At 63.6% G+C, this 21,033-nt stretch carries 16 protein-coding genes; 4 read left to right on the top strand and 12 right to left on the bottom strand.

Going from position 1 to position 21,033, the window contains the following annotated elements:
• Nucleotides 1-176 precede the first annotated feature (176 nt).
• On the top strand, nucleotides 177-1,112 hold the full coding sequence (hslO, locus tag NTU39_RS10165; RefSeq protein WP_257959772.1) for an Hsp33 family molecular chaperone HslO: 936 nt from the start codon (nucleotides 177-179) through the stop codon (nucleotides 1,110-1,112).
• Between the two features lie 146 nt (nucleotides 1,113-1,258).
• On the top strand, nucleotides 1,259-1,696 hold the full coding sequence (locus NTU39_RS10160; protein ID WP_174984736.1) for a hypothetical protein: 438 nt from the start codon (nucleotides 1,259-1,261) through the stop codon (nucleotides 1,694-1,696).
• Between the two features lie 148 nt (nucleotides 1,697-1,844).
• On the opposite strand, the gene ftsB is transcribed toward NTU39_RS10160, so the two are convergent.
• The 9 genes from ftsB to NTU39_RS10115 all read right to left on the bottom strand — a co-directional run bounded on the left by ftsB (nucleotide 1,845) and on the right by NTU39_RS10115 (nucleotide 13,965).
• On the bottom strand, nucleotides 1,845-2,270 hold the full coding sequence (gene ftsB, locus NTU39_RS10155) for a cell division protein FtsB (RefSeq protein WP_150664814.1): 426 nt from the start codon (nucleotides 2,268-2,270) through the stop codon (nucleotides 1,845-1,847).
• Nucleotides 2,271-2,343: 73 nt separating this feature from the next.
• The gene (gene eno, locus NTU39_RS10150; protein ID WP_039399287.1) at nucleotides 2,344-3,627 is read right to left on the bottom strand and encodes a phosphopyruvate hydratase; all 1,284 of its coding nucleotides are present in this window, start codon (nucleotides 3,625-3,627) and stop codon (nucleotides 2,344-2,346) included.
• A 411-nt stretch (nucleotides 3,628-4,038) separates the two neighbouring features.
• Nucleotides 4,039-4,893: a 3-deoxy-8-phosphooctulonate synthase gene (kdsA, locus tag NTU39_RS10145; protein WP_039399289.1), complete on the bottom strand. Its 855-nt coding sequence runs from the start codon at nucleotides 4,891-4,893 to the stop codon at nucleotides 4,039-4,041.
• Between the two features lie 32 nt (nucleotides 4,894-4,925).
• Nucleotides 4,926-6,584: a CTP synthase gene (pyrG, locus tag NTU39_RS10140; protein ID WP_039399291.1), complete on the bottom strand. Its 1,659-nt coding sequence runs from the start codon at nucleotides 6,582-6,584 to the stop codon at nucleotides 4,926-4,928.
• A 285-nt stretch (nucleotides 6,585-6,869) separates the two neighbouring features.
• Nucleotides 6,870-7,700, bottom strand: a complete 831-nt coding sequence (locus tag NTU39_RS10135; protein WP_150664812.1) for an alpha/beta fold hydrolase — start codon at nucleotides 7,698-7,700, stop codon at nucleotides 6,870-6,872.
• 215 nt (nucleotides 7,701-7,915) lie between these two features.
• On the bottom strand, nucleotides 7,916-10,885 hold the full coding sequence (locus NTU39_RS10130) for a DNA internalization-related competence protein ComEC/Rec2 (protein ID WP_257959770.1): 2,970 nt from the start codon (nucleotides 10,883-10,885) through the stop codon (nucleotides 7,916-7,918).
• Between the two features lie 44 nt (nucleotides 10,886-10,929).
• Entirely contained in the window at nucleotides 10,930-11,787 is an 858-nt protein-coding gene (locus tag NTU39_RS10125; RefSeq protein WP_150664810.1) for a TatD family hydrolase, read from the bottom strand.
• Between the two features lie 206 nt (nucleotides 11,788-11,993).
• Complete coding sequence (gene lolD, locus NTU39_RS10120) at nucleotides 11,994-12,719, bottom strand: lipoprotein-releasing ABC transporter ATP-binding protein LolD (RefSeq protein WP_150664809.1); 726 nt, start codon at nucleotides 12,717-12,719, stop codon at nucleotides 11,994-11,996.
• A complete protein-coding gene (locus NTU39_RS10115; RefSeq protein WP_039399297.1) occupies nucleotides 12,712-13,965 on the bottom strand; it encodes a lipoprotein-releasing ABC transporter permease subunit in 1,254 nt (417 codons plus the stop codon). The genes lolD and NTU39_RS10115 overlap by 8 nt, the downstream gene beginning before the upstream one ends.
• A 182-nt stretch (nucleotides 13,966-14,147) precedes the next feature.
• Here NTU39_RS10115 and NTU39_RS10110 point away from each other — a divergent pair, with 182 nt between their 5' ends.
• Nucleotides 14,148-15,227, top strand: coding sequence for a regulator (locus NTU39_RS10110; RefSeq protein WP_150664808.1), 1,080 nt, complete (start codon nucleotides 14,148-14,150; stop codon nucleotides 15,225-15,227).
• Complete coding sequence (gene recJ / locus NTU39_RS10105) at nucleotides 15,224-16,921, top strand: single-stranded-DNA-specific exonuclease RecJ (RefSeq protein ID WP_257959769.1); 1,698 nt, start codon at nucleotides 15,224-15,226, stop codon at nucleotides 16,919-16,921. Before NTU39_RS10110 ends, recJ begins: the two co-directional genes overlap by 4 nt.
• Here recJ and NTU39_RS10100 read toward each other — a convergent pair.
• The 3 genes from NTU39_RS10100 to NTU39_RS10090 all read right to left on the bottom strand — a co-directional run bounded on the left by NTU39_RS10100 (nucleotide 16,899) and on the right by NTU39_RS10090 (nucleotide 20,965).
• Nucleotides 16,899-17,501, bottom strand: a complete 603-nt coding sequence (locus NTU39_RS10100; RefSeq protein ID WP_257959767.1) for a hypothetical protein — start codon at nucleotides 17,499-17,501, stop codon at nucleotides 16,899-16,901. The genes recJ and NTU39_RS10100 overlap by 23 nt on opposite strands.
• Nucleotides 17,502-17,511: 10 nt before the next feature.
• Nucleotides 17,512-19,656 carry a TonB-dependent siderophore receptor gene (locus NTU39_RS10095; protein WP_257959766.1) on the bottom strand — a complete coding sequence of 715 codons (2,145 nt, stop codon included), beginning with the start codon at nucleotides 19,654-19,656 and terminating at the stop codon, nucleotides 17,512-17,514.
• A gap of 211 nt (nucleotides 19,657-19,867) precedes the next feature.
• Entirely contained in the window at nucleotides 19,868-20,965 is a 1,098-nt protein-coding gene (locus NTU39_RS10090; protein ID WP_257959765.1) for a helix-turn-helix transcriptional regulator, read from the bottom strand.
• Nucleotides 20,966-21,033 lie beyond the last annotated feature (68 nt).

Raw genomic sequence — 21,033 nt, 5'->3', positions numbered from 1 at the left:
GCCCCCAAATATCGCAACATTGACGCGCCAATCGTCGGCGATTGCGCGCTGATGGGCCCTTGAGTACGAGCGAATGCAGGAACACTTGTGCGATTCATGCACTAGATGACTCCGCCTATCGCGCCTTTTGGCCCACAGCACCTATCGCCGTTGCCGCATTTTTCAGGAATTCGACCGTGTCCGACCAACTTCAGAAATTCATGTTCGACGCCGCCCCCGTGCGCGGCGAATACGTCAGCCTCGACGCCACCTGGCGCGCTGTGCTGGAGCGTCACGACTACCCCACCCCCGTACGCAACCTGCTCGGCGAAATGATGGCCGCGGCTGCGCTGCTGACAGCGAACGTCAAATTCGACGGCGCGCTGATCCTGCAACTGCACGGTGATGGCCCGGTCAGCATGGTGGTCGTGGAATGCAATGCCGATCTCACGATGCGCGCCACCGCGAAGTACAGCGGCGAGATCCCGGATGACGCGACGCTCAAGTCAATGCTCAACGTGAACGGCCGCGCCAGCTTCGCCATCACGCTCGATCCGCGTGTGAAGCAACCCGGCCAGCAGCCGTATCAGGGCGTGGTGCCGCTGTCGGACGAACACGGTCCGCTGCCCGACATGGCGTCGGTGCTTGAGCATTACATGCACCATTCGGAGCAGCTCGACACGCGCATTTGGCTGGCCGCAGACGAAAACCACGCGGTCGGCATGCTGCTGCAAAAGCTACCGGGCCATGGCGGCACGGCTGGCGCCGGCGCCGAACGTGCGCCCGAGGAAGACGAGGACACATGGAATCGCGTCTGCCACCTCGGCAACACGCTCAAGCGCGATGAAATGCTGAGCACGGATCGCGAGACGATGTTGCATCGCCTGTTCTGGGAAGAAACGGTTCGTGTGTTCGACCCGCTGCCCACGGCGTTTCGCTGCACGTGCTCGCGTGAGCGCGTTTCGAACATGCTTCGCACGCTGGGTGAAACCGAAGTCATGAGCGTGTTCGACGAACGCCCCAGCCTCGAAGTCGCTTGCGAGTTCTGCCGTCAGACCTATCATTACGACAAGATCGACGCGGCCCAACTCTTCACCCAGCAGTCGCACGCCGCCCCGGCCGGGCAGCACTGAAGCACAGATTTTCTGCGGCGCGCGGAACGCCCCGCGCGCCGGGGAATCTGAGTTCACATCCGGCGAGATGCGGGGTCGCCCCGTATCAGATGCCATTGCCCTCCGTCCACGGATAGGACGGAACCACACCGGGTTATTGCGCCACCATGCCCCGAGCCACCTCCGAAACTTCCCCCGATTTCGCCGCACTTGCCGCTCCCCCATGGCGAGCCGCAGCTTGCGCAATGGCGCTGCTCGCGCTGACGCTTGCCACCGGCTGTGCACAGTTGCAGTTGCCGCCGCCCGACGCCCCTTCGGCACGGCTGCCGCAATCGCAGGAAGAGGTACCAGCCATGACGGATGCGCAAAAGCAGGACCTGACGCGGCTGAACAAGCACATCTACGACGAGCAGGAATCCACGATCGAGCGTGAGCGTGCCCAACGCGCGCTGAACGACGCTATTCGCAGCTACAACAGCAACGCTTATTTCTATGGCGGCTGGGGCAGCCCGGGTTGGTACGGGCCGGGTTGGTACGGCCCCGGTTGGTATGGTCCGGGCGGGTATGGCCCGCGATCCTCGGTCGGTATAGGCATCGGCTTCTGAAGGCCGGTTTCCGAAGGTCGGTTTCCGAAGGTCGGTTTCCGAAGGTCGGTTTCCGAAGGCCATAAAAAAGGCACTCCCGAGGGAGTGCCATTTTTTTGTACTACATCTGCGCAAGACTGCCGGGAACGGCAGCAGCGGCCAGTGAGGATCAGTGATGCTGCGCCTTGTGCGCCGACTGCGTCTTGCCCTTCGTCTGCGACGGTGGGGGCGGCGGCGCAGCGGCGACCGTCTTGTGAGCCGGTTCGGTCGACGAGACGAGCGGCGCGTCGGCACCGGAGGCACCTTGCGGCGCGCCAGCCCCATCCGCACCGACGAATTGCACGAACAATTCGCCGTCCTTGACCATCCCCAACTCGAAACGAGCGCGTTCTTCGATCGCCGACGTGCCGTCCTGCAGATCCTGCACTTCGCCTGCAAGGCGATCGTTACGTTCTTTCAACTGCTCGTTCTTCTGCTGTTCGGCGCTCAGCTCGTCGCGCAGTTCGTGCACGTACAACCAACCACCGTGGCCGAACCAGAGCGGATACTGGATGACAACCAACAACGCCACCAGTACCAAGGTCACCATTCGCATGCTTTCGCCTGGCAAGAATTCCGGGAAGGCGGGCCTGACGACCGTCAGGCCTTAACTGCCCGGGGAAACGGAATTAGCGCAGATTGTAAAACGTTTCCTTGCCCGGGTACGAAGCGATATCGCCGAGGTCTTCTTCAATGCGCAGAAGCTGGTTGTACTTGGCGATACGATCGCTACGCGACAGCGAGCCGGTCTTGATCTGACCTGCGTTGGTGCCCACGGCGATATCGGCAATCGTCGAGTCTTCGGTTTCACCCGAACGGTGCGACACAACCGCCGTGTAACCGGCGCGCTTGGCCATTTCGATGGCGGCGAACGTCTCGGTCAGCGTACCGATCTGGTTGATCTTGATGAGGATCGAGTTGGCCACGCCCTGATCGATGCCTTGCTTCAGGATCTTCGTGTTGGTCACGAACAGGTCGTCGCCGACCAGCTGCACCTTCTTGCCCAGCTTGTCCGTCAGGATCTTCCAACCGGCCCAGTCGTCTTCCGACATGCCGTCTTCGATCGAGACAATCGGGAACTTGTCGCACAGGTTGGCGAGGTAGTCGGCGAACTCTTCCGAGGTCAGCGACAGGCCTTCACCGGCCAGTTCGTACTTGCCGTTCTTGTAGAACTCGGTCGACGCGCAGTCCAGCGCGAGCAGCACGTCGTCGCCCAGGCGATAGCCGGCCTTTTCGACGGCTTCCTGAATGGTCGCGAGGCACTGTTCGTTCGATTCGAAGTTCGGTGCGAAGCCGCCTTCGTCGCCCACAGCCGTGCTCCAGCCCTTCTCGGCGATCAGCGACTTGAGTGCGTGGAAGATTTCCGTGCCGCAGCGCAGAGCTTCGCGGAAGCTCGACTGACCGACCGGCATCACCATGAATTCCTGGATGTCCAGGCTGTTGTTGGCGTGTGCGCCGCCGTTCACAATGTTCATCATCGGCACCGGCATTTGCATCGCGCCCGAACCGCCGAAATAGCGATACAGCGGCAGACCGGCTTCTTCAGCGGCCGCCTTCGCGACGGCCATCGACACGGCCAGCATGGCGTTCGCACCGAGGCGCGACTTGTTGTCTGTGCCGTCGAGTTCGATCAGGGTCTTGTCCAGGAAGGCCTGTTCGGCAGCGTCCAGGCCCATGATGGCTTCCGAAATCTCGGTGTTGATGTGCTCCACAGCCTTCTGCACACCCTTGCCGAGATAGCGCGACTTGTCGCCATCACGGAGTTCGATCGCTTCGCGCGAGCCGGTCGATGCACCCGACGGCACTGCCGCACGGCCCATCACGCCCGACTCCAGCAGCACGTCGCACTCGACCGTCGGATTACCGCGCGAGTCCAGCACTTCGCGCCCGATGATATCTACGATTGCACTCATGTATTCCTCGGTATCTATAAGACAAAAACGCTAAAGGGAACCAGCTTCGCGCCGCAATCCCGCCTGCCACTTGCCGCTTCCACGCCGGGCGCTGATCGTGAACCGGCAGCGCGCCGAATCCTGACGTGGAGGCCGATGCCGCGCTTGTGCGCGCACCGGTGGGCAATACGTAGACGGGGGAACAACGGCGCCTCGAAATGAGGCACGGCGGCCTGTGGGGTGACTTCGATGTCGACGGTGCACTCGGCGTGCTGCACGCGGACCTCTCCTCCGGGGACTCGCCTTCGCGGCGGCCATTGACGACCGCTGCGCGACAAGCTTAACGACTCGGCGCCATGCTGCCAAGGCGTCCGGCCGCTATACCCGTCCTGTGGGCGTGCTGATAGTGGCCCCAGGACGGTGTGTCTCATTTCAGTTGAAATTGTTTTCCAGGAACTCGCCCTGCTTCACCGCCGCGTCAATCGTTTTGAGCGTGGTGAGCAGTTCGCGCATGCGTCCCAGCGGCACGGCATTCGGACCATCCGAGAGTGCGCACGCCGGATCCGGGTGCGTCTCCATGAAGAGGCCCGAGACACCGACGGCCACGGCGGCACGCGAGAGCACCGGCACGAATTCGCGCTGACCGCCCGAACTGGTGCCTTGCCCGCCCGGCAGCTGCACCGAGTGCGTGGCGTCGAACACCACCGGCGCGCCGGTCTCGCGCATGATCGCCAGCGAGCGCATGTCCGACACCAGGTTGTTGTAGCCGAACGAAACGCCCCGCTCGCAGGCCATGAAGACGTCATCGGGAAGACCGGCTTCGCGCGCGGCGTCGCGGGCCTTGTCGATGACGTTGATCATGTCGTGCGGCGCGAGAAACTGCCCCTTCTTGATGTTCACCGGCTTGCCCGACTGGGCGCAGGCGCGGATGAAATCGGTCTGGCGGCAGAGGAAAGCCGGCGTTTGCAGTACATCGACGATCGGCGCGGCAACCGCCACATCCTCTTCGGTGTGCACGTCGGTGAGCACCGGCACGCCGAGCTGGCGGCGCACTTCTTCGAGGATCTTCAGGCCTTGCTCGCGGCCCGGGCCGCGATACGACTTGCCCGAGCTACGGTTCGCCTTGTCGAACGACGACTTGTAGATGAACGGAATGCCGAGCGCGCTCGTGATTTCCTTGAGCTGCCCCGCGACGTCGATCGTCATTTGCTCCGACTCGACGACGCAGGTACCTGCGATCAGGAAAAACGGCTTGTCCAGGCCAACATCGAAACCGCACAGTTTCATGGGAACTCCTTGTTTCTCGCTCGCTGCGCGTCTTAGGCGGCCTTCTTGCGCGCTTGCTGACCAGCCAGCGCTGCTTCAACGTAAGCCTTGAAGAGCGGGTGACCATCGCGCGGCGTCGAGGTGAACTCGGGGTGGAACTGAACGCCCACGAACCACGGGTGCACCTGTTGCGGCAGCTCCATCATTTCCGGCAGATTCTCGGTCGGCGTGCGTGCCGAGATCACCAGACCGGCGGCTTCGAGCTGCGGGACGTAATGGTTGTTGACTTCGTAGCGGTGGCGGTGACGCTCGTTGACCGTCTCGCCATAAATGCGCGACGCAAGCGTCTCGGCCTTGACCGGCACACGTTGCGAGCCCAGGCGCATCGTGCCGCCCAGATCCGAATCTTCGGTACGCTGCTCGACCTTGCCATCGCGATCCTGCCACTCGGTAATGAGTGCAACGACCGGATGCGGCGTCGCCGGCTCGAATTCCGTGCTGTTTGCGTCGGCCAGATTGGCGACGTCACGCGCGAATTCGATCACGGCCAGCTGCATACCGAGGCAGATGCCCAGATACGGCACGCGGTTTTCGCGAGCGTAACGGATTGCCTTGATCTTGCCTTCCGTACCCCGACGGCCGAAACCGCCCGGCACGAGAATCGCGTCCAGATGCTTGAGCGCATCCGTGCCATCCTTCTCGATCTGCTCGGAATCGATGTACTCGATGTTCACGCGCGTTTCCGTGTGGATGGCGGCGTGACGCAGCGCTTCGATCAGCGACTTGTACGACTCGGTCAGATCGACGTACTTGCCGACCATGCCGATCGTGACATCGTGCTTGGGATTCTCGACGGCATGCACCAGACGCGTCCACATGGACAGGTCAGCCGGCTTGGCTTCGATCTTCAGCTCGTCGCAGATGATCTTGTCCATGCCCTGGTCGTGCAGCATTTGCGGAATCTTGTAAATCGTGTCGACGTCCCACACCGAAATCACGGCGTCTTGCGGGATGTTCGCGAACAGCGAAATCTTGGCGCACTCGTCTTCCGGAATCTGACGGTCCGCGCGGCACAGCAGCACGTCCGGCGAAATACCGATTTCGCGCAGCTTCTGCACACTGTGTTGCGTCGGCTTGGTCTTGAGTTCACCGGCCGTCGCGATGTACGGCACGAGCGTCAGGTGCACGAAGGCCACGCTGTTGCGGCCCAGGCGCAGGTTCATCTGACGTGCGGCTTCGAGGAACGGCAGCGACTCGATGTCACCGACCGTGCCGCCGATTTCGACGATGGCGACGTCGGGATGGCCGTCCCACGTCGAACGCGCACCGCGCTCGACGAAGGCCTGAATTTCATTGGTGATGTGCGGAATGACCTGAACGGTCTTGCCGAGGTACTCGCCACGGCGTTCCTTACGGATCACCGACTCGTAGATCTGGCCCGTCGTGAAGTTGTTCGCACGACGCATCTTCGCGCTGATGAAGCGCTCATAGTGCCCCAGATCGAGGTCGGTTTCTGCACCGTCCTCGGTCACAAACACCTCGCCGTGCTGGAACGGGCTCATCGTGCCCGGGTCGACGTTGATGTAGGGGTCAAGCTTGAGGAGGGTGACTTTGAGGCCACGCGATTCGAGAATCGCGGCCAGAGATGCGGCAGCAATTCCCTTACCAAGAGAGGAAACCACGCCGCCCGTGACAAAAACGAATTTGGTCATCGCAGTAATTGCTCGCGGGAAAGCCGGATTATACCCGAAACCCGCCCCGTCCTCGATGGCCTGCGCGGCAAATTTTGGCCTTGACAGGCACCCGGCGCGGCGTCCCGTCACGACCGGCGCGCTCCGGCACGAATCTCTGCGATCTCAGACCCCGCTCAGCACAAACGACTGCGGGTACCGACGGACAAGCGCATCGCCCCTTCGGTCTTCATCTGACTGAATCGCAAGACGCACCACCACCTGGCGGACGGCATGTAACGTCGAGATGCCGGGTACGCCCGGCCTTCAGGCGGCCAGCGGACGGCGATGCTCGCCGCGCAATTCCGCGAGCATGTCGCTGATGGCAGCCGCTGTGTCCAGCGGACGCTCCATCGGGAAAAGATGGGTGCCGGGGACATAACGCAGATGCGTGCCGACAATCCTGCGCGTGGCCCCGATCCCGGCCTGACGCAATTCGCGAGACTCGGTCCCCGCGAGGAAGCCGACCGGCACCGGCACGCCTCGCATGGCGCGCACGGCGAGCAACGGCGGCAGCGTCAGATAGATCCGGTACTCGATCTCGCGCGCAAAGGCGAGACGCCGTGCCTCGCCCTCGCCCGTGGGCAACGTCCCGCAATCGATGTAATCGCGCAGCACGTCCGGATCCCAACTGGCGAACGCCGGTTTGCTCGCAAAATGCTGCCAGGCACTTTCCCAGTCCGGCCATTGGTCCCGACGCTTCTTGGTCACCCCTGCGGGCGACATTCGTTCGTAAAGTCCAGTCAGCATGCCAAGACGGAGCATCTGCGTGCGCCAGCCCGGCGTCACGATCGGCGAGTCCACCATCACGACACCACGCACGCACTGCGGGGCCTTGAGCGCCGCCATCAGACTCAGGAAACCACCAAGAGAATGCCCCACGAGCCAGACCGGCTCTCCCCGATACTGACGCACCAGCGTGTCGACCAGTTCGTTGCGAAGATACCGCCAGCCCGGCGTCACCGGATAACGCGGGTCATGCCCGATGCGATCGATCGCGCGCACGTCGTACTCGTCGGCCAGCGCACCGAGCATCTTGCGATAGACCCCGGCGGGAAAGCCGTTGCCGTGCGAAAAATGAATGATGTCTCTTGTCATGGAATTCGTTGTCTTGGCGAGCGTGCGTCATGCGCCATAGGACGGCGGCGCACGGTATCGCACGCTTGTGCATTCGGCACGAGGATCAGGCCGCATGACATTCGCCGGTCCATTTTAGCTAACCGCTGCTTGAGTACCCGTAGAGGTTTCCGTCGAATTGCCACGCGGCGTCATTCGCGCAAGCGCGCGCACAAAGTACAAGCCGCCAACGCTTTTCAGGACGAATCGGGCGACAACGCGTGCCAGTAACGCCGGAAACTCGCACGGTAAGCCTGGGCCGTCATGCCGTCCGGCGTACTTGAAAACCGAATCCCGCCGTGCGTCACGCTCTGCCAGATCGTCGCGCCCGCTGATCGATAGCGGGCGACCACGGCCGGTTTCGGATGCCCGAAGCGGTTGCGATACCCCGCTTGAAACACCACGTGGGCTGGCGATACCGCAGCCACGAACGCCGAGGTCGACGACGTCAGACTGCCGTGATGCGGGGCAAGCAGCACGTCCGAGCGCAGCGCCCGCCCATAGCGGGCCACCATCATGCGTTCCTGCAAGCTTTCCGCGTCGGCCGCGAGCAATGCGCTGTGCCGTCCGTTCGCAATTCGCAGCACACAGCTCACACTGTTCGGCCCCGCCCTCCCGCGCTGGCCATCACGCAACGCTGCCTTGTCCGGGTGCAGAAACCGGAATGTGACGCCCTCCCACTGCCACTGCTGCCCGGCAAGACAGGTGCGATGCGCGGCCGATGCGCGCCGAACCCGATGTTCATCGGGCAAGGACGACAGAACTTGCGCCTCTGGGTACGCTCGCAACACACTCAACGCCCCGCCAAAATGATCGTCATGTGCGTGGCTGACTACCATCCGATCGAGCCGCGCGATCCCCATCGAGCGTAAATATGGAACGATGACACGCCGCCCCGCATCGCTGCGCCGCCCCAACGGCGGGCCGCTGTCGAACAGCAGCGTTCGCGTCGCGGTTTCGACCAGCACGGCGTTGCCCTGACCGACATCGAGCATCGTCACACGAAACTCACCCACCGTCGGCCGTTGCGGGGATACCAGCGCCGCCGGTCCCATCAGCGCCACCCCGGCGAACCGTATGCCGAACATCCATCTCCTCGTCGCGGGAACCCACTGCGGCAACGGCACGAGACAAACCACTACACCGACAACGGATGCCATCTGCGCCCAAACCGGTGCGACCGGCGCTCGCCAGACCGCCCAGGGCATCGCCGCAAGCGTGCCCAGCCAGTCCGCCAGCCAGACGACCACCGTATGCGCAACAACGAGCGCCCAGTGCGCAAGACCGGAAGGCAACAACAGGCTTGCGAGCGCGAGCGGCGTCACGATCAGCGTCATCACCGGAATGGCGACGGCGTTCGCTAATGGCCCGAGCAATGGCACTGTGCCGAACCACGCGAGCGTCAACGGGATCAGACCGATGGTGACCGCATACTGTGCGCGAGCAGCAGGTGCCAATCTGCGGCCTAAAGCGACGCCCCACCGCCCTATCCTTTCGACCGCTCGCCAACCGGCCGGAGCGCCGCCCGTTTCATCGTGCTTCAACGCACCCGCAGCAGGCAGCTCGCACGCCAGCCCCGCGACGACTGGCTCCAACCGTGTGGCGGCTCCGCGCGTTGCGTGGATGACGGCATCCTCCCCCCCCTGAGCATCCTCTCGGCGTCCCCTCGACGGCGAGTCCGTCCTGTCGCCCCGCCTCGCGGCTAACACGAGCGCCGCCACCGCACCGAACGACAGCCACAAACCGGGCGTGACAACGGCCCACGGATCCAGCGTAACGACAACCGCCAGTGCCCACGCCAACGCATAAGACGGCGCGGCGAACCGCCCCGTTAGCAACGCCAGCACAACGATGGCGACCATGCCGACGGCTCGCTGCACAGGCACACCCCAGCCCGCAATCGCGCCGTAAGCCACCGCTGCCAGCAACCCAGCGACAGCGGCCGCCTTCGGCGCTGGCCACCACAATGGCAAGCGTAATCGCGCAAATCCCGCCCGACGCCACAGCCCACCAACCATCGCAGCCATCGCCCCGGCGACCAGCGAGACGTGCAACCCCGAGATCGCCAGCAAATGGCTCACGCCGGTGTCGGCAAATATTTGCCAGTCGTCATCCGCGATATCGCCGCGCTCTCCCAGCGCCAGCGCCATCAGCACGCCGCCATATCTCGCCGACGGGTCGAGGGCGGCCCGAAAATCGTCTCGTAACCGCTCACGCCATGCCGCGAATCCATACCCCGGCGACGGCCCCACATGCAGGCGACGCGGGCGAACTGCGATCGCTCGCGCACCTTTACCAATCGACGTCCGCACGTATCCTGATGCCCGAATGCCCCGAGTCAGCGCCAACAATTCGGCATCGAAGCCGTGCCAGTTTGCGAAGCCACGCGGCGCCTTGAGACGAACCGGCATTTGCCATCGCTCACCTGCGCGGGGCAACCGCCGCCGGGCCGCCGCCATCGCGCCCTGCGATGCCTCACCCGAGCCGACGCCGACGGCGCTGCGCGCCTCGCGTTTCCCACTGAAGGGCGGACGCATTGGCCAAACCAACTCGATGCGCTTCGGCACATGCACCGCACCGCATGCCGAGCCATCGCCGCCTATGTATCGCGTCGGCGAAAGCGATGCCCCTTCGCCATTGCCACACCCCGACGACACACCACAAGCATCGCACTCGCCGACGCGCACATCGCCCGCAGCAATGGCGTGCGCGCTTTCGACATCGAACACGAACCGCACACCGTCGCCCGTAGTTATGGGCAACCCCGCCACCACGCCGGTCACCAGCACGTCCTGCCCCTCAAGCGCAGCGGGCAAGCTGTCCCCGAGCCGCAAGTCCGCCCGGTAGGCCGCCCAGGCGTATCCTCCAACGCCTGCACTCAATGCGAACACCGTCACCGCGAGCCATCGCGACCAGCCCTGGTTCGCAGACGCTCCGCCACAGAGCCGTCGATCATCGCCCCCGGGACGGCAACGCTCGCTCGTCGCGCCCCACGGCTGTCCGTATGACCGTGCGCTCCCTGCCACCCAAATCACACGCAGCGCCCCCACAACGAATACACACGCGGCAACGCCGAGCGCCACCGCAAATCCTTGCCCAGTAGGCAGCACCGAGACTTGTTGCAGCCACCAGACACCCGCCACCCAGGCGAGCAGCACCATTCTCATGACGTCACCGCGTCATGTGTCGACAGTCGCGCGACGCCTCGGCGTCAGCGCGATTGCCCGGAAGTGTTGGGGGAAATCAGAGAGAAGTTCGCGGCAGGACCGTCACCCGGCGCCATCGCCATGGCACCGGACAAGCGCGGCAGCACGCGCCAGGCATTGGCGCACGTCGCCTGAGACAACATCTCAGGTGCGACGCCGCGTAGCTCCGCCAGCACCTGCGCGATGCGCGGCAATTCCACGGGGCTATTACGCTGCTTGTAGCGCCACTCCGGCGCAATATCGGGCGCATCTGTCTCCAGCACGATGGCGTCCAGCGGCATATCCACGGCCAGACGACGAATCTGCAAAGCGCGATCAAACGTCATCTGCCCGCCGAACCCAAGGCAAAAGCCGCGCTCGACGAACATGTCCGCCTGCTGCCGACTGCCATTGAATGCGTGCGCGATGCCGCCACGGGGCGTGAAGATCCGAAGCTGTTTGAGCAGGGCGTCCTGGGAGCGACGCACATGAAGAATGACCGGCAGATCGAAATCGCGCGCGATCTTTAATTGCTCAACGTAGAAGAACTGCTGACGCTCGGGGTCGAGCGTCCTGACGAAGAAATCCAGCCCGATCTCGCCAATGCCGACGAAGCGCGGATCCCCCATGGCGAGCTCAACCGCGCGGCGCAGCGTCGCGATGTCCTCGTCGCGTGCACGCGGCGTGTAGAGCGGATGAATGCCCAACGCATACGCGCCGCCCGGGATAGCGCGGGCGGCAGCACGCGCCGCGTCGAACGTCACGCATTCGACCGCAGGCACGACAAGCCCGACCACCCCCGCAGCGACGGCGTCGGTAATCACGGTGGTGCGGTCGGCATCAAACTCGGCCGCATCGAGATGGCAATGGGTATCGATCCACATGGTCAGGTGTCCTTAAGCGTCAATTCTACGGGTCGATGACAAGGCTCGCACGTCATCGTTGTCGTGACCATCGGACAACACCGCATCATGGTCTAGGACGTTGCCGAAAAACGCGTTCGCGCGACGTCCCGAAAATGCAAAACGCCGGGGAAATCCCCGGCGCTTTTCTGTCTGCTATCACGAGCAACAGCCAGCCTTGCACGACCTTACGCGGACTCCAGAATCCCTTCGCGAAGGCGCAATGCACGGTCGCAACGACGTGCCAGATCGATATCGTGCGTGACGATCACGAAGCTGGTCCTGAGCGTCTCCGACAACTCCAGCATGAGCTCGAACACGGTCTCGGCCGTGTGCCCGTCGAGGTTACCGGTCGGCTCGTCAGCCAGCACGCATGCGGGTTGCGTGACCAGCGCCCGCGCCATCGCCACTCGCTGACGCTCCCCCCCCGACAGCTCAGACGGACGATGCTTCATCCGCGAACCCAGACCGACGCGCTCGAGCATCGCCTGCGCTGCGGCCCGTGCCTGCTCGGTCGGCAGACGGCGGATGCGCAGCGGCATGGCCACGTTATCCAGCGCGGAGAACTCGGCCAGCAAATGGTGAAACTGATAGACGAAGCCGAGCGACTGATTGCGCTGCGCCGTCTTGTCGCGCTCACGCAGCGACGAAAACGGCTTGCCGAGCAACGACACCTCGCCGCGCGAAGGATCGTCGAGTCCGCCCAGCACATGAAGCAAAGTACTCTTGCCTGAGCCCGACGCCCCAACGATCGCCACCTTCTCACCCGGCGCAACGTCAAGACTCGCCCCGTTGAGCACCGTCACGTTCAACTGCCCCTGCTTGAACGTCTTGTGCAGATCGCGAGCCCGCAACACAGGGCCGTCGTAGGCCAGATTCGGCACCGGGGCCATCGATTGATTTGCGTTACTCATAGCGCAGGGCCTCCGCCGGTTTGACGCGCGAGGCACGCCAGCTCGGATAGATCGTCGCAAGCGCCGAGAGGATGAAGGAGATCACCCCGATACGGATCACGTCGGACGATTGCAGATCCGAGGGCAATTCGGAAATGAAGTAAATGTCTTGCGGCAGGAAGTGAATCCCCAGCAAACGCTCGATGAACGGCACGATCGTCCCGATATTCACCGAAATCAGACAACCGAGGCCGACACCGAGCAACGCCCCGGCAAAGCCGATCGTCACGCCCTGCACGATGAAGATCTTCATGATCGAGCCGGGCTGCGCACCCAGCGTTCGCAGAATGGCGATGTCCGCATACTTGTCGGTCACCGTCATTACCAGCGAGGACACCAGGTTGAACGCAGCGACCGCGATGATGAGCGTCAGGATGATGAACATCATGCGCTTTTCGGTCTGCACCGCCACGAACCAGTTCTTGTTCTGCTGGGTCCAGTCGCGCACCCACATGTTGCCGGAGAGGGTCTTGGCCAGTTCGCGCGCCACGAGCGGCGCCTGTTCCATATCTTGAATTTTCAGACGCACACCCGTCGGGCCGTCGAGTCTGAATAGCGTTTCCGCGTCATGCAGGTCGATCAGCGCCAGCGAACTGTCATATTCGTAATGCCCGGCCGTGAAGATCGCGACCACGGTGAACTGCTTCACGCGCGGTAACACGCCTGCGGGCGTGATCGTTCCCTGAGGGGCTACCAGCGTGATCTTGTCGCCGATACTCACGCCCAGCGCCCGCGCCAGCTCTCGTCCGAGTACGATGCCGAAGCTGCCCGGCGTCAGGTTATTCAGGGTGCCGTCCGTAATCTGCTTACCGAGGTCGGAGACCTTCGCTTCCTCACTCGGGACGATGCCGCGCAGCACCACGCCGCGCACGTTGTCGTCGCGTGTCAGCATGGCCTGCTCGCCCACATAAGGCGCAGCCGCAATAACGTTCTTGTTTTGCAGCGCCTCGGCGGCCGTACGCTGCCAGTCCGGCAGGTTGCCGTCGACCGCGAAGACCTCGATGTGCGCCAGCACGGAGAGCATGCGGTCCCGAACTTCCTTCTGAAAGCCGTTCATCACCGAGAGCACCACAATGAGCGCTGCCACGCCCAGCGCAATGCCGGCCATGGAGATGAAAGAGATGAAGGAAATGAAACCGTTGCCGGATGATCGCTTGCCGGTGCGCGTATAGCGCCAGCCGATCTGCCATTCGTATGGGAATTTCAAACGGATTCCTGATTCTTGATAAGGATCGATCGGAGCGTACCGGCGCCGGTTTGCACCCGCGCGGGCCCAGTACCCAAACTCCGCCCCCGGCCCCTGCCCGGCGCGGTGAATGGTACGTTCCGTACCTGACGTCAGGGTCACCCAACTGCCAGCGCGAAGTTTGCCATACAATTCGCCTCGACATGGATACACCTGCCCTGCACTTTCTCTTGCCGTTCGCGCTCCCCGCGTCGGCCCATTTGCCCGCACTGCTGGCCGAATTGGAGTTGCCCGCGCTCGAAAAGTTGCTCGCGCGCGGCGTTCAGTCGGCGCAGGACGTGCCGGAAGACCCGTTTGTCCCCACGCTGCCGCACGAACGCTGGCTCGCCGATGCTTTCGGGCTGCCCGGCGGCCCTGCGCGCGCGCCGCTCGCGCCGTTCATGCTGTTTGACGACAGCGGCGCACTCGACACCCGGTTCTGGTACTGCGCGCAACCCGCCCATATCCACATCGCCACCGACCATCTCGTGCTGACGGACCCGGCCGAACTGGAATTGAGCGCGGAGGAATCTGCCGCCCTTTTCGCGACCGCACACGCGCTGTTCGCCGAAGAAGGCGGCGAGTTGATCGCACCGCGCCCCGACCGGTGGTATCTGAGTGCCCCCGCGCTGGGCGACCTTCTCACGGCGTCGCCTGCGCGCGCCGCCGGGCGTAACGTCGACATCTGGCTGCCTCAGGGCAAGGCCGAACTGACGTGGCGCAAGTGGCAAAACGAAGTGCAGATGGCCTGGTACGACCATCCGGCCAATCAGGCCCGCGAAGCGCGTGGCTTGCCGCCTGTGAACGCGATCTGGCTGTTCGGCGGCGGTCAGCGCATTGCCGCGCCCCGCATGAATCGTCCGTGTGTCACGGTCTTGGCCGACGCCCCCGCCACGCGCGGACTGGCGAACCATATGCAGATCGCGCTGCACCCCACGTCAGCAGGTATCGACGCCGCCGACGGCCGCACACTGGTGCAGATCGACACTCTGACATCGTATTTCCTGGTGGAAGACTGGGCACGCTGGCGCGACGCCCTCGTGGACCTCGACCGTCGCTGGCTGGCGCCGGCGTTGGAGCGCCTGCAAAAAGGGCAAGCGCGTGAAGTCGCGCTCACGCTGTGTGGTGACAGCCACTCCGTGACCCTTCGCGCTCGTAGCGGTGACCTGCGCAAGTTCTGGCGTCGCCAGGGCCTCACCGCACGCATGGTGCCGCTGGCCCGGCTGGGTGAGGAAGTGGCATGACCGACATCGTCACCCGTCTCGTCGACGAGACAACCGCCGACACTCTCTCGCGTGACGGCGTCCACCCCGTGCTGGCGCGCCTGTTCGCCTCGCGTGGCGTAGTCGAAAGCTCGGAGACCGAGACCGCCCTCGCACGCCTGATTCCGCCCACGCAGCTCAAGGGGGCGCAAGAGGCGGCCGCATTCCTCGCAGACGCCATCGCCGCTGGCAAGCGCATGCTCGTTGTGGCCGATTATGACTGCGATGGGGCGACGGCTTGCGCCGTAGCCGTACGCGGGCTGCGCATGTTTGACGCGAACGTCGAGTATCTGGTGCCGAACCGCTTCGAATACGGTTACGGACTCACACCGGAAATCGTGACGCTCGCCGCACGCGGCAAACAAGGTCCGCCGGATGTTCTGATTACCGTCGACAATGGCATCGCCAGCCTCGACGGGGTGGCCGCCGCACAACTGCTTGGCATCGAAGTCGTGGTCACCGACCACCACTTGCCCGGCAGCGAACTGCCCAACGCACGCTGCATCGTCAACCCGAATCAGCCGGGCTGCGAGTTCCCCAGCAAGAATCTGGCGGGCGTCGGCGTGATGTTTTACGTACTGCTGGCGTTGCGCGCCGAGTTACGGGGACGCGGCGCTTTCGACACGCGCGAACAACCGCGGCTGGATACGTTACTGGACCTCGTCGCGCTGGGCACCGTCGCCGACGTGGTCAAGCTCGACACCAATAACCGCATTCTGGTGGCACAGGGCCTGTCGCGTATGCGCGCCGGGCGGATGCACCCCGGCATCAACGCCCTCTTTCGCGCGGCCGCCCGCAATGCACGGCAGGCCGGGAGTTTCGATCTAGGCTTCGGTCTGGGCCCTCGTCTGAACGCCGCCGGACGCCTCGCGGATATGTCGCTCGGTATCGAATGTCTGCTGACGGACGACGACGCCCGCGCCTGGACCCTCGCGCAAGAACTCGACGCGATGAATCGCGAGCGTCGCGAAATCGAAGCGGGCATGCAACAAGAAGCGCTGGCCGATCTGGCGCGTTTCGATCCACGCGCCGCGACTACGCTCTGCGCGTTTAACGAGACGTGGCATCAGGGCGTGATCGGCATCGTGGCAGCCCGCCTCAAAGAGAAGTTCTACCGTCCGACCATCGTATTTGCGCCGGGGGATGACGGCCAGATCAAAGGGTCCGGACGCTCGATCCCCGGCTTCCACTTGCGTGACGCGCTCGACCTCGTCACCAAACGCGAGCCTGGTCTGATCGGCAAGTTCGGCGGTCACGCGATGGCCGCCGGTCTTACGATCGCAGCCGACGCGCTGCCGCGCTTTCAGGCCGCGTTCGAAGCTGTCGGACAGGAATGGCTCGACGAGAAGACACTCTCCCGCGTCATCGAAACCGACGGCGACATCGGTGACGATTGCTTCGTCCCCCCCTTCGTCGCCATGCTCGACGCGCAAGTCTGGGGACAGGGCTTTCCGCCGCCCGTATTCTCCGGCGAGTTCGACGTACTCTCGCAGGCCATCCTGAAAGACAAGCACCTGAAGCTGCAACTCGGACGGGGCCGCATGCGCTTCAACGCAATCTGGTTCAATCACGCCGACACGCTGCCAAGCCGCGCGCAATTCGCGTATCGCTTAGCTGCGGACACCTTTAATGGCGTATCGCGTGTGCAGATGATCATCGAGCACGCTCAGGGCTGAACACCAGCTTCGCCGAGACGTGTTTCGGCCCCATCACACGCTGGCCTGTCAGCACGATCGTGCGCATGGCCTCAGCCCAACCCTGCATCGACGCAAGCGCCACCTCGGCATGAACGACACTCGTTCCCGCCGAGCTGGCGCGCTGCGGGGCCTTGCCCGCTGGCCATGCGCGACGCAACTCGTCATCGACCGTCGTGTCGTGGAATCCGCCACTCATCGTCACGTCGAACGCCAGCGTGTCGTTCGCCTTGCCTGTGCAATAGGCCATCCCCGTCACCCCGAATCGACGCTCGCCCTCGGCGATCAGACCGGTGACCTGAAACAGCCGCGACGGCGCGCCCTCGCGTGACGTCAGCACCAGCTCGATAGGCAACGCCCCCTCCCCCTCCAGTTGGTACGTCCCCCGCAACACGGTGTTTGCGGATGTCTGATGGCACACGTTCTGTACCGCAACCTGCGCTGCCGGTGTGGGCACCTGTGCCGACGCCGTCGGCAAGCCGATCAGCCCCGCACCCGCAGCGAGCGTAGCCGCCCAGGTCAAATTGCGGAGAGTGCGCATCGGGGTTGTCGAGTGACTCATGAAATGCTCCTTAGTAGTCGGCGCGCACGGTCAACATGACGCTGCGCGGGGTGCCGTAATGGTTGTTCCAGCTCGTGTTCGAGAGGCTCTGGTAGTAGCGGCGATCAAATACGTTGCTCACGTTCAGTGCCGCCGAAAGATGTTTGTTGTATCGGTAGCCTGCGCGCAGATTCACGGTGGCATAGCCGCCCTGACGCAGACGAATGCCGTTGGACGTGGCCGACGTCTCGCTCTGCACATCGACGCCGCCCCCCACGCTCCATCGACGGCCGTCGAACGGCAGGTCGTAGTTCGTCCACAAACGGAACAGGTGACGCGGTGCGAAGTCGGCGAACGACTGGCCTTGCGAGGTGGCGTCGGTCAGATATTTCGTCGTGTTGAAGGTGTAGCCTGCGAATACGTTCCATGCGTCCGTGATCTGGCCGTTCGCCTGCATCTCGACACCCTGACTCTGCACCTCGCCGGACGCGATGTAGCGACACGTCGTGCCTACGCAAGGAACGCTGGGGTCCGTCTGTGCACGGTTCTTCTGACGAATGCGGAAAACGGCGAGCGAGACGTCCATCGCGCCATCGAACAGTTGGCCCTTGACCCCCGCCTCGTAGCTCGCGCCGGTGATTGGCTTGAGCAGGTTGTTGCCTGCATCGAGCACGGTCTGTGGCTGGAAGATATCGGCGTAGCTTGCGTAGAGAGACCACGTGTCGTTCAGGTCGAACACCACGCCACCGTACGGTGTCGCCTTCGCGCCTGTGCGGTAACTGCTTGCTGGCGCGTGCTGATCCCACCACGAAACGCGTGCGCCCAGCACAAGCGTGAGCGGCTGTGCAAGACGGATGCGCCCCATCGCATAGGCACCGTTTTGAACGGTGCGCGTGGGCGTCACGTTGGAGAACGGCCCCGTGGCGGGTTCGGCAACGCTGTTGGGGTCCCATCGGAAGATGTTGACGGGCCTGCCGTTGATCGACGGGACCAATGCCGCGCTACGTTGCTGCGTTGTCGCCTCCAACCGTTGCAAGCCGAACAACAGATGATGCTCGCGTCCCAGCAGCCGGACGGGTCCGTCGACCTGGAGATCCACGCCCGTCTGCGTGTTGTCGAACCGGTAGGCCGCCCCGGTCATTTGACTACCCGCCCCGGACGCCGGGTTGATCGCCCCGAACGCCACGCCGTACTTCAGGTCACCACCGGCATCGAGATAGTTCGCGGAAAGCTTCGCTGCCCACCCGCTCCCGAGTTGTTGCTCCAAGGTGCCGAATACGCGCGTCTCGGACCAGTCGAAGGTGTCCCACGACGAGCCAAGAAACGTGGCGCGCGGCAGTTGGAGATCGCCGCCAGAGGTCGAGAACGGCACCCCCGCAAGGTTCGGTGTCGACGTCGTACGTTGATACTGAACCCCGACACGCAGCAACGTAGTCGACGACAGATCGGCTTCCGTTACGCCATAAACGGTCGTCGCATGCTGACGGCCAACGTCGTAGTACATGCGTTGCCGGTCATCGGACACCGCAACGCGCACGCGAAGCGATCCGCTCGCATTCAACGGCCCGCCGATGTCCGCTTCCTCGCGATAGCGATCCCAACTGCCGAGCGTCACGGCGGCCGAGGCCGCGAATGTCTTGCCGGGCCGCTTGTGCACAAGGTTGACCAACCCGCCCGGGTTGCCCGTGCCATGAAACAGGCCGGTGGAACCGCGAATGATCTCCACGCGCTCGTAGGGGGTCATGTCCTGTGGACCTGCCGCCGTGTTGGCCATGAGTACGGGGACACTGTCCTGCTCGAACGCGTCGAGTTTGAAGCCGCGCGAATAGTAGGCGGTCGTCAGCAGGACATAAGGCTGAACGGTAATGCCGGGCACCTTTTGCAGTACGTCCTCAACAGTGTGGGCCCCCTGCTGCGAAATGAGCTTTTCGTCGACGACGGTCACTGTCTGCGGAATGTCGCGCACCGACGGCGCAACACGCCCTAGCAACGAGCCTTGCGTAGCCGCAGCGCGCCCATCTCGCTCGGCGGTGTCAGTGACTTGCGTCACCGGCAGCACAGCGGCGTCGCGCGCCCCTTGATCGGACGTTTGCGCCACGGGTGGCGACGCAGCAGACGCCACTTGCGCATACGCAGGTGCCGCCCCTGCCGCCACGACAAACGCCGCGACCGCCACGGCGCGCCTTACCCCGGGCGCCACCGTTAAAAACGTAGTTGACGGGTATTGCGCCTCATCGGCGCTGAAACGATTTGTTTTTTTGGAAGACATCGGCTACACACCAACGAGACTGAAATTCAATCTCGTTATCGTGCCGACGACCGCATTACGTCACTCGCGTTTGCATCACCAACGGTGCCGATGGCATCACAAAGTGACGCGAGCGTCCTTAGTCGCGCAGCATTGCGGTTTCGCGCGTCAGGGTGTTGGGCAACATGCCGAAACGCGCACGAAAGACCTTGGCGAAGTGCGAGTCCGTGTAGCCGCATTGCCACGCGGCTTCGCTCACACTGATGCGCCGCGCGCTGAGCAATTCAAACGCTGTCGCAAGCCGACGCTCACGTACGTAGCCATGCACCGTCGTGCCGAACTGCTGACGAAAACCCGCACACAACTTATTGACGTTGATCCCCACTTCGCGAGCTAGCAAGGGCAGCGATGGTGGCGCTTGGAGGCGATCGTTGAGGACGTCGCGGGCCGCGAACACGGCACGACGCGTGACCCGATCACGAGGGGATTCAATGTCCTGCGACATGGGCTGCGACGCGAAACGCGTGACGCAAGGTGCGGTGGAAGGGATCGGTACGCTCAATGCGTTGAACGCATTCGGCGTATTCGAAATACCTGGCATTCGCGGGGTATCGGGCGCGCCCGACGCACCCGACGCACCCGACGCACCCGACGTATAGGCAGCACATCGCGCCAACGCCTCAAACGTCTGTCCGACCAGCGCAAGACGTTGCCAGCACGTGTCGTTATCGCTGCCGTCTGCTTGCAGCGACGTCATCGTGCTGGCCCAACGCCATTCCTCTGCACTCATCGCACGCGTTAACACGGCGCTCGTCCCACACCAGTCGCCGTGCACGCTGCCGATGTCCGACGCGTTAGCGGAAAGCCCCGCGCCGCTCGCGGCGCTCTCGCGCCAGCCTCGCGTAAGCGCATGTGCATCCAGTCCACAGGCCGCGATGAGATAGCGCTCGGAGAGCCGCAGGCTGAAGTACCGCAATGCGCTCGATTCGCCGTAGACGTTATCGATGTCGAGCGGCGAGTCGCCAAAGCAAACATTGACGCTCCCCGCCCCCGCAGCGAGTAACGGCGTGCCACCGGCGGCCCACTGCAATGCGCCGTCGAGCAAGAACACGATCTTGATATCTCCGCCCGCCAGCGACTCTCGCACCGAAGCACCTGCCTGCGCGTGCTGTATGCCACGCACCAGCGACAACCCGTCGAGATCGACGGCATGCCGCCACGGCTGAGAAGTGACCATCTGCGAAATGCCCAAATCAAACGTTAATGAGACACATTATCATTTGAGCATTCACTTTGCGCAATTGG

Source organism: Pandoraea commovens, assembly GCF_024704525.1.
Taxonomy (GTDB): Bacteria; Pseudomonadota; Gammaproteobacteria; order Burkholderiales; family Burkholderiaceae; genus Pandoraea; species Pandoraea commovens.
The sequence above is the reverse complement of the archived record's forward strand: the minus strand, read 5'-3'. Positions and strand labels throughout refer to the sequence as shown.

Bases quoted from the DNA above. Each gene is read 5' to 3' on its own strand.
- lolD (WP_150664809.1), bottom strand. From the start codon at position 12,719: ATGAGTAACGCAAATCAATCGATGGCCCCGGTGCCGAATCTGGCCTAC.
- pyrG (WP_039399291.1), bottom strand. From the start codon at position 6,584: ATGACCAAATTCGTTTTTGTCACGGGCGGCGTGGTTTCCTCTCTTGGT.
- eno (WP_039399287.1), bottom strand. From the start codon at position 3,627: ATGAGTGCAATCGTAGATATCATCGGGCGCGAAGTGCTGGACTCGCGC.
- NTU39_RS10110 (WP_150664808.1), top strand. From the start codon at position 14,148: ATGGATACACCTGCCCTGCACTTTCTCTTGCCGTTCGCGCTCCCCGCG.
- kdsA (WP_039399289.1), bottom strand. From the start codon at position 4,893: ATGAAACTGTGCGGTTTCGATGTTGGCCTGGACAAGCCGTTTTTCCTG.
- NTU39_RS10130 (WP_257959770.1), bottom strand. From the start codon at position 10,885: ATGAGAATGGTGCTGCTCGCCTGGGTGGCGGGTGTCTGGTGGCTGCAA.
- NTU39_RS10135 (WP_150664812.1), bottom strand. From the start codon at position 7,700: ATGACAAGAGACATCATTCATTTTTCGCACGGCAACGGCTTTCCCGCC.
- recJ (WP_257959769.1), top strand. From the start codon at position 15,224: ATGACCGACATCGTCACCCGTCTCGTCGACGAGACAACCGCCGACACT.
- ftsB (WP_150664814.1), bottom strand. From the start codon at position 2,270: ATGCGAATGGTGACCTTGGTACTGGTGGCGTTGTTGGTTGTCATCCAG.
- NTU39_RS10125 (WP_150664810.1), bottom strand. From the start codon at position 11,787: ATGTGGATCGATACCCATTGCCATCTCGATGCGGCCGAGTTTGATGCC.
- NTU39_RS10100 (WP_257959767.1), bottom strand. From the start codon at position 17,501: ATGAGTCACTCGACAACCCCGATGCGCACTCTCCGCAATTTGACCTGG.
- NTU39_RS10160 (WP_174984736.1), top strand. From the start codon at position 1,259: ATGCCCCGAGCCACCTCCGAAACTTCCCCCGATTTCGCCGCACTTGCC.
- NTU39_RS10090 (WP_257959765.1), bottom strand. From the start codon at position 20,965: ATGGTCACTTCTCAGCCGTGGCGGCATGCCGTCGATCTCGACGGGTTG.